This is a genomic window from Methylobrevis pamukkalensis (genome assembly GCF_001720135.1).
Lineage (GTDB): Bacteria > Pseudomonadota > Alphaproteobacteria > Rhizobiales > Pleomorphomonadaceae > Methylobrevis > Methylobrevis pamukkalensis.
The window spans coordinates 1-8,599 of the sequence record NZ_MCRJ01000143.1 but is presented as its reverse complement, the minus strand read 5'-3'; the positions used below and the strand labels follow the sequence as shown (position 1 = coordinate 8,599).

General features: G+C 69.2%; 9 protein-coding genes and 1 pseudogene. 2 read left to right on the top strand and 8 right to left on the bottom strand.

From position 1 onward, the window contains the following. Positions 1-142: 142 nt before the first annotated feature. The 8 genes from A6302_RS18030 to A6302_RS17995 form a co-directional block, all read right to left on the bottom strand. Positions 143-739: a DUF6441 family protein gene (locus A6302_RS18030; protein ID WP_210183384.1), complete on the bottom strand. Its 597-nt coding sequence runs from the start codon at positions 737-739 to the stop codon at positions 143-145. Beyond that, positions 736-1,047 carry a head-tail joining protein gene (locus A6302_RS18025; RefSeq protein WP_069308200.1) on the bottom strand — a complete coding sequence of 104 codons (312 nt, stop codon included), beginning with the start codon at positions 1,045-1,047 and terminating at the stop codon, positions 736-738. The genes A6302_RS18030 and A6302_RS18025 overlap by 4 nt, the downstream gene beginning before the upstream one ends. After that, a complete protein-coding gene (locus tag A6302_RS18020; RefSeq protein ID WP_023851461.1) occupies positions 1,047-1,382 on the bottom strand; it encodes a DUF2190 family protein in 336 nt (111 codons plus the stop codon). The genes A6302_RS18025 and A6302_RS18020 overlap by 1 nt, the downstream gene beginning before the upstream one ends. A gap of 80 nt (positions 1,383-1,462) precedes the next feature. Continuing rightward, complete coding sequence (locus A6302_RS18015) at positions 1,463-3,511, bottom strand: prohead protease/major capsid protein fusion protein (RefSeq protein WP_069308199.1); 2,049 nt, start codon at positions 3,509-3,511, stop codon at positions 1,463-1,465. Positions 3,512-3,516: 5 nt separating this feature from the next. Beyond that, positions 3,517-5,079, bottom strand: a complete 1,563-nt coding sequence (locus A6302_RS18010; protein ID WP_069308198.1) for a phage portal protein — start codon at positions 5,077-5,079, stop codon at positions 3,517-3,519. Continuing rightward, positions 5,079-5,288, bottom strand: a complete 210-nt coding sequence (locus A6302_RS18005) for a phage head-tail joining protein (RefSeq protein WP_036706675.1) — start codon at positions 5,286-5,288, stop codon at positions 5,079-5,081. The genes A6302_RS18010 and A6302_RS18005 overlap by 1 nt, the downstream gene beginning before the upstream one ends. A gap of 2 nt (positions 5,289-5,290) precedes the next feature. Then, entirely contained in the window at positions 5,291-7,294 is a 2,004-nt protein-coding gene (locus A6302_RS18000; protein ID WP_069308197.1) for a phage terminase large subunit family protein, read from the bottom strand. Continuing rightward, positions 7,242-7,829, bottom strand: a complete 588-nt coding sequence (locus A6302_RS17995) for a hypothetical protein (RefSeq protein ID WP_245294133.1) — start codon at positions 7,827-7,829, stop codon at positions 7,242-7,244. The genes A6302_RS18000 and A6302_RS17995 overlap by 53 nt, the downstream gene beginning before the upstream one ends. A 120-nt stretch (positions 7,830-7,949) precedes the next feature. Here A6302_RS17995 and A6302_RS17990 point away from each other — a divergent pair, with 120 nt between their 5' ends. Continuing rightward, positions 7,950-8,174 (top strand): hypothetical protein, encoded by a 225-nt coding sequence (locus A6302_RS17990; protein ID WP_069308195.1) that lies wholly within the window; start codon positions 7,950-7,952, stop codon positions 8,172-8,174. A gap of 90 nt (positions 8,175-8,264) precedes the next feature. Then, positions 8,265-8,599: pseudogene (locus A6302_RS17985) on the top strand (DUF3489 domain-containing protein); the annotation flags it as partial.

Below are 8,599 nucleotides of genomic sequence, written 5' to 3'. Positions count from 1 at the left end.
GGCTTCATTGAGGATGCCAAGAATATTCTTCGGGAAGGTGACGATTTTCGACGACTTCTGAATGCACTGGGAGATAGCGTTGCGAAGCTCGACGCAGAACTCTAGCCGCCATCAAGCTTCGTGCTCACCCAGTTAGCCACGATCAGTCCCGGCACACTGTCCACGCCCGGTCCGCGTCCCGCGCCAGATCAAGGCGCTTGGGCAGCTTGACCTGCGGCACCAGCAGGAAGATCGGCGCGGTGACCTTGCCGCGTCCGGTCTTCGAGCGCGACACCACCGCCTGGCCTTTGGCGTTCAGCCGTCCTTCGGCCACCAGCAGGCTCGGCCCCGTGCGGCGATAGACGAACCGCAGCCGGAGGCCGCGTCGCCGCTCCCATTCGCCTGGTGTGATCCGACCGCCGCGCAGGGATTTGCCGGCGGCGGGCAGCGGGATGGCGAGCCAAAAACCGTTCTTCGAGCGGATCAGCGGGCCAGTGTCATGCGCGCCGACGATGACCGGGGCCTGGGACCAGACGAGCGCGGCGGCATCAAGGCTCTCGCCAGACTTCGGAAACGTCTGGCTGCGGATCGTGTTGGCGAGGCGTGTGCCAAGCCCTGCGCCGGTGACCTGCAAGCGCCATGCGGCCTTCAGCCCGGTCCCGGCGTCGCGCATGGCGGCGGTCACGGCGCGTTCACCCGCCGCCACCTCGGCCTGCATCATCGCGACAATGTTGGGATCGATGTCGAGCTTCAGTTTCACGTGGGCCTCAGATCGACCGTCCAGACCAGTCGCTCGCGATCGCGAACGGGCTCGCCCTGAATGAGGAAGGCTTCGCTGTCGATCTCGACCCTGTCGCCGGGGCGCGGGTTCGCCACCTCGGCCACCTGCAGATCCACGCGCGTGGTCTCGGACCAGATCCTTGCATCGCCGAAATCCGTAACCGCATCCGCGCGCCGGGCGACGACGCGCACCAGAACGGGCGCGCCGCCCTCGGGCATGTAGACCGCATCCCGGCCGATGCTCGGGTCGGCGAAGAGCGCGCCCACGGCGGCGGCGAAGGCGCTCATCAGAACGTCGCGTTCAGGCGGACCCGGCCGATGGTGTCGCCCGCGCCGCTCGCCACCGCCTCGACGGCCACGCCGATGAGGGTGTTGTCGGTCGCGACCGTCGTGCAGCGCTTGTTCGTGTCGTCCCAATAGACCTTGGCGCCGACGGTCCATGCCTGGGAGCCGACCTTGGTGATGTCGAACACGCCGACGAGCGCGGTCTCGACGGGCTCGCCGAGGGCGGCCGCGCCAGCGGCGATGCCGAAGATGGAACCGACGAGCAGGCCATCGCCGGAGGCGACGGCATAGGGCGCGGTCAGGGTGATGGTATTGCCGGGCTGGACGTAGTTTTTCATGGGGAGGATCCTCGTGGAAATACGACGGGCGGCCCGTCAGGACCGCCCGCATGTCAGGGTTCAGCATGTTGGGGTGCGGGTTATGCGCCCGGGTTCTTGTAGAGGCCGCGCCAGTCGATGGCCTTGGCGCCGAAGTCGAGGCGGCACTTGATCTCGACGCCATCGACGTCGAAGCCGTTGCGCGTCTCGATGTATGCGCCCTGCTGACCCTCGAGATAGGCGTACTCGATGGTGTCGATCTGGTTCGGGCTGGCCGCCAGATACCAGGCCGTCTCGCTGGCTGCGTCGAGCCGGGGCTCGCTGATCGGCGCGAGCGTGCGGATCGATTGCGGCACCACGCTGGACGTCGCGGCGGGCACGAGGTTCTGCGCCACCAGCTGCTCGGCCTTCAGTTCCAGCGAGGCGGGCACGATCAGGAAGGCAGGACGGACGTTCAGCACCGTCTTCTTGTCGAGGCCGGTCTGCTTGGCCATGGCGGCCCGCGCCGCGCCCACCGCCTCCACCGCCAGCGCCGCACCGGTCCCCGCGAGGTTCTTGTGGGTGGTGTGGAACAGCGCGTTGCCGTCGGCCATCGCCGGGTTGGCGGTGATGATGCCCCAGACCACGTCCGACTCCAGCTGGGCGATGGAGTTGCCGTACATCGCCGGGATCCGGGTGAAGGCGTCGAGATCGTCGTTGATCAGCGTCTGGCGGGTGATGGCGACCACCCGGCCATAGGTCTTGACCTTGTAGCTCTCCTTGCTCTCGCCGAGCGTCCCGCGCTTGAACTCGCCGCTCTCGCCGACCTCCAGCAGCTGCGGCGCCTCGCCGAGTTGCACCCGGTGCATCGCCTTGAAGTCGGTGGCGAGCACCTGGCGGCAGAACAGCATGAACGTGCGGGGATAGGCCTCGTAGGCCTGCCGCAGGGTCTTGTTGGTGACCGCCGACAGGATTTCGGGGAAGTCCGAGGTCGAGTGCAGCGCCCGCGTCGCCACCTCGTCGCGCGACAGGCCGCGGGTGTTGACCCCGGCATTGCCGAGGCTTTCGCGGGCCAGTTCCAGCAGCGTCATGCCGCGGTACTGGCGGGCGGCGTCCTCCAGTTGGAACAGCGTCGGGCTGTAACGGTGCAGCAGCGCGTTCGCCACGGCATCGCGGCGGGTGATCCGCTCGTCCCGGCCGCCGAGGGGGACGGAAACATGGGGGAAGGTCCGGGTCTCGTCCGATTTCGCCGCGACCTGGTCGAGGATCAGGCGGCGGGACTCGTCGACGCTGACGCCGCGCTTGACCAGATCCTCGGCGAAGCCGCGCTCGAGGTTCAGACGGCCCGCGAGATCGTAGATGGTGGAGACGCGGTCGTGCTCCGCCTCGCGGGCGCGGGTGGCGACCGCTTCGGTGTCGGGCGCAGCAGGTGTATTGCCCTTCGGCTGCGCGCGGGTTTCCGCTGCGGCGACCCTCGGGTCGGGCGCAGCTTTCGGCTCGGTCATGGTGGTGTCCTCGGTTTCGACCGGCTCGGTCGGCTGGGTGGTGGCGGGTGCGGCGTCGCGCGCCGGGCTTTCGGTCTTGTCCGTCATCGGGAATGCTCCTTGCTCTGTGGGGGCGTCCCGGCGGTGAAGGACGCAGTCGTGAAGGGGATGCTGGGCGCGGAAACCGGCGGCGGGGTCGGCGCCGACCGCTACGGCGGACACCTCGAACGGCGTCCAGTCCACCGCGCGCCAGAGTTCGCGCGCCGCCTCGAGTTTCGAGACTTCGAAACGGTGGACTTGGTAGCCGATCGAGACCGCCCGGATGTGCCCGGCCTGGATGTCGCGCCAGATCGGCTCGACGTCGGCGCGCTCGGAGATGCGCACGAGCGCTATGCCCCGGCCGTTCTCGATCCGGGCCGAACCTGGCACGACCGAACCGATGACCGCGTCGAGCGTGTCGAGCTCGTGCACCTTCAGGAAGGGCGCGCCCGCGTTCAGCCGGTCGAGCCGGACATGGGCCGGGTCGAGGCTCAGCTCCTCGTCATAGGGCTCGCCGAAGAAGGTCGCGCGGCGGACTCGGGCCCCGGCCGACCAGACCACTTCGACGGTGCGGCTGTCGGCATCAGCCGTGTTCGGCGCAAGCTCCGCCGACCGGCGCATGGCCGGCAGTTCGATCATCGTGTCCATGAGAGTCAGTCCTGTTGGTCGGCCTGCGCCGGGTCGGTTTCATCCGCGTCGGCGGCCGGGTCGTCGGTGCCCGGTTCGTCGGCGGCGGCGGGATCGCTCGCCGAATCGCCGGTCTGCGCGCTGCCGGTCTTGGTGACGCGGCGCGGGTCGCTGTCGAGCACTAGTCCCAGCGCGTCGAGCTTGGCGTTGGTCGCGGCGATCTCGGCCAGCACGGCGTCGGGATTGCGGCCCTGTTTCGCGATCACCTCAGCCAGCGTCATGGTGCCGGAGCGGATCGACAGCAGGTTCGCCATCGCATCCTTCTGCGGATCGACCGCCTCGAACTTCGGCGGCGACCATTCGACGGGCACGGTCGGCGACGGGATCTGCCCAGCCGCCCAAGCGGCCTCCGTAAACCAGCGCCAGACCGGCGCGCAGAACATCGGAATGAAGAGTTGCCACTGCACGGCGTCGATCTGGCGACGGAATTCGACCAGCCCCGCCCGGATCGAGGAATAGTTGACCTGGCTGAGATCGCCGGTCAGCAGCTCGTAGGGCACCCGGAACCCGGCCGAGATCGTGTGCAGGCTGGCCCGCTTGTATTCTCCATAGCCCCCGGTGGCCGAAGGCTGGTTGAAGCGGATGTCCTTGCCGCCACGGGCATAGGCGATCAGCCCCGGCTCGAACTGCTCGACCCGGTTCCCGTCGGCATCGACCACCGAGGGCGCGATGCCCTGCTGCGCCTCGTCGTCGCCGAAGACGATGGCGGTGACGCAGGCCTCGGTCTTCTTGCGGACCAGTTCGGCCACCTCGTAATCGTCGAGATCGCGCAAACTGCGGATCACCGGCGCACCCCAGGGAACGCCACGCGCCTGCGTGCGCTGCTTCTCGTAGACATGCGCGATCTCGCTCGCCGGGACAGGGCGGCTCTGCAACCCGTTCTGCAAGGCACCGTAGGCGTCGCCCGGATGCTCGACATGGAGCCAATAGGCGAGACGCTTGCCGACCGGGTCGAACTCGATCCCCTGCACCAGCCGCCCCGCGCCGAGGGCGCCGGATTTCGTGGCGTCGAGGAAGTCGGCCTCCAGCACCTGCAGTTGCAGCGGCACCGGCAGGCCATCGCTCGTCCGCCGCAACCGGCGGCGCACCAGCACCTCGCCCGCCTCGACCATCTCCCGGCAGATCAGCGTCTGCAGACCGTAGAAGTCGAGCTGGCCGTCGGCGTCGCACTCCGCCGTCCAGCGCTCGAAGAGGTCGTCGACTCTCCGGTCCAGCGTTTCGTCGCCACTGGCGGCGCGCGGCATGATGCCCGCGCCGATGATGTTGTTGACCAGCACCGCCACGGCCTTGGCCGCATGCGGGTTGTTGCGCACCAGATCGCGCATCCGGTCGCGCAAGAGCGCCCCGGCCACGCCGATCTCGGTGTCGGCCGAGGATCCCGGCGCGCGCCAGCCCTCCGTCCGCCGCCCGCGCGCAGCCCCATCATAGCCCCGCGTCAGGGTCTCGAAGGCCTGACGCGCCATGACGCGGCGCGCGGCCATGCGCGGCGCCACCTTGGCGATGGCATGATCGAACCAGGTTGCGGACATCAGCGATCCCCGCGGCTGAAGCCCGCGAGCCCGGCGACCGGCAAGGGCCGACCGACGCCCGCAATGGCGCGTTCGATGGTCCGGATGCGCGCCAGCAGATCCTCGGCCGAGCCGTAATCCACCGACTTGCCGTCATAGCTGACCCGGGTCGTGCCGCTAGCATAGGCGCGGCGCAGCGCCGAGAGCTCGGTTTCCGTCCAGTCGGTCATGTTCAGAACCATCCTCCGCGCCGCCCGAGCCAGTCGGAGCGGCGCTTGCCCTGCGGGGCCTGTCCCGGCCGGTTGATCTGCCCGGCGGGATCGGTGTCGGTGGGAGCCGCCCCGAGCTGATCCTCGAGGTCGCGCCATTTCTCGTCGGGCCAGCGATCCGCGCCCGCGATCCAGGCGGCAGCGCGGGCATAGACCCGGCAGTCCAGCGCCTCGTTCCGCTCGCGCAGCTTCTGCCATTCCAGCCGGGCGAAGCCACGCTTCGTGCGCACCGTCACCAGCTGCTCGGCCACGAACTGCTTCAGCCATTCGTTCTCGACCCAGTGCGGAAGGTGCACCGAGCCGGGCGGGAATGTTGCCCCGTCGGCCATTTCCTCGTCGGTCGGCCGCGCCAGCCGCAGGAAGCGGTAGGTCTCGGCCTTGAAGGTCGACACCGCCACGGTCCAGAGCCGGGCCCCGCGCCGCAGGCGCTTGCCGCCCTCGGTCGCGTCCACGAAGGTCGGGCCCGACACCGGGCTCGAGCGGTTGAACCCCTCGACGCCCTTCACCGGCGACACCTGCGCGAAGCCTTGCGCCCGCGACCAGGAATAGACCGCCGGGGCCTCGTAGCCGGTGTCGATGGCGAGCCGCGCGATGCGCAGATGCGCGCCGCGTTCGTGCGGCCAGCTTCGGTCGAGCAGCGCCGTCAGTTCCGACCAGGCGTCATGCCGATCCGGCCCGCCCTCGATCACGACGTGATCGACGAGCCAGCTTTCCAGCCCGCGACCCCAGGCCCAGACATCGACCTCAATCCGATCCTTCTGGACGTCGGCCCCGGCGGTTAGGAACAACCCGCCCGCGGGCACGGTGCCGGATGTCCAGCGCTCGCGCCGGTCGTAGAGCCGCTGCCAGTCAGGGGCTTCCCCGGTTTCGACCCATGTCTCGCCGAGGATCGTGTTGCGGAAGGCCTTGATTGCCTCGTCGGACCCCTGCGCCGCGTCCCATGCCCGCACGATCCGCTCCCAGCTCAGCCAGCCGATCGGCGAATAGAGCGCCGAGAGGTGATACCCGACCGTGGTCGGATCGGCGGCCGTGGCGGTCGCCCGCCATTCGCCGCCCTCCAGCATCGCCGTCTTGTGGTGTTCCGCGATTGCCGCGTCGCAGCCCTCGCAATGATATTCCGCCGTCTCGGGGCGGCCCTTCTGCCAGCGCAGCCGGTCGAACTTCAGCCACTGCATCGCGCCGCAATGCGGGCACGGCACGAAAAACCGGCGCTGGTCGCTCGCCTCATACTCCCGCTCGATCCGGCTCAGACCCCGGATCGTCGGCGTCGAGACCAGGAACACCTTGCGCCGATGGGCGAAGGTCAGCGACCGCGCTTCCGCCAGCGTGACCGGATCGCCTTCCTCGTCGGCAGACGCGGGATACGCATCGACCTCGTCGAGGAAGATGTAGCGCGCCGGGGTGGAGCGGAGCCCGACCGCCGAGTTCGCTCCCGTCATGATCAGGATGCCGCCCGCGAACTCCTTCGAGAGCATCGTGTTGCCCGCGTCGCGGGATCGCGCGGGCTTCACCCGCTCCCGCAACTCGGGGCTCTCGTCGATCAGCGGATCGATGCGCTGGCGCGAGTTTCGCTTGGCCAGTTCCACCGTCGGCTGAACGGCCAGCATCGGGCCCGGCGCCTGGTGGATGGCGAACCCGATCCAGTTGTTCCCCGCCTCGGTCGCGCCAACCTGTGCCGCCTTCATGAACACGACACGCTGCATCACATCGCCGGGCGACAACCGGTCCATGATCTCGCGCATGTAGGGCGTGCGCACCGTGCGATACCGCCCCGGCTCGGCCGAGGCACGGCCCGAGAGCATCCGGTGCCGGTCCGCCCATTCCGAGACGGTCAGGTCCGGGTCGGGCCGCAGCCCGTTGCCCCACGCGCGCAGGATCTCGCCCGCGCCGTCGAAATCCGTCAGCGCGTCATCTTCACCTGAAGTCGGGCCGGACCTCGGCGAGTTCGTCGAGGTGGGCGCGTACATGTTTCTCCAGGACCTTCTGCATCGCGGCTGGCTCCACGGTGATCTGCTGGCCTGTCGCGTCGCTGGATGCCGCCGAGAGCTCGGCCGCCATCAGAGCCGCCGCGCGCGCGGGCCAGTTCACCCACGTGTCCCGTTCCTCCCGCGCCAGCCGGAACACCAGCGCCAGCGCGCGGGCCCGCTCGATCAGCTCCCCCTTCAGCTTCTGGAGCCGGATGCGCCGTTCCTGCGCCTTCAGCACCTCGTTCGCGGTCTTCGCCTGCAGGAAGGTCGTGCCGCCGCCGACCGCCGGGACCGCCAGACCCTGTTCGCGCAGCGTGTCGCCGACGGCGGCCACCGCCGCCTCGGGGACAGGCTTCAGCTTCGGCGCGGGCGGCTTTCGAGTCTTCGACGGGTCCGTCGTCTCGGCGCGCCGGGCGTCGCTGGCGGCCGCGTTGATGCTGCCATCGGGATAGAGGACGAGCCGCTCGGCCGTCTTCGCCTTCTGGATGGCGCCGCGTGACAGCCCGACATGGGCGGCGTACTGGCGCTCGCTCATGCCCTGCATCGACGGCTCCGATTATCATTCAAGATCATGTGCTTATCGAGTTGATAAGCGTCGCCACCGGAGCGAACGTCACTCCAACGAAGCGATGCAACTCACCAAGGAGCCACCAAGATGACCCGCCGCGCGACCGACAACACGAAAGCCCTCGACGCCTTCATCGCCGCGAAGACCGAGATCGACGCGATGCTGGAACGGCTCGCCGCCCTCAGCGCGGACCATTTCGAGACCCACCCCGACGAGATCAACTGGGGCCATGTCGGCACCCTGAACCACTACCGCGCCAAGTTGCGCGAGATCACCGACATGGCCTTCAGCGAAGGCGAACACGCCGAGTGAGACGACCCGCTCCCGGTCTCGCCCGCCGACTGGCGGGCTCGACCTCGTAGAAGGGCCCGCATCCTGCGCGCCCCGATACGGGAGACGACGATGACCAAGCTTTCCGACACCCAAGCCCTGATCCTGAGCGCTGCCGCCCAGCGGCCCGAGCACATCGCCCTGCCGCTGCCCGAGAGCCTGCGGGGTGGCGCCGCCGCCAAGGTGGTCGGCGCGATGCTCGCCAAGGGCTTCCTGCAGGAGGTCGACGCCGACCTGCGCAAGGGCGAGCCCGTCTGGCGCGAGACCGGCGACGGCCACGGCGTCACGCTGGTCGCCACCGACGCAGGCCTCACCGCCATCGGTATCGAGACCGAAGACGCGGACACCGCGCCTGCGGGCGCGACGGACGCGCCGACCGAGCAGCCCGCGCCGGACACCCCCACCGA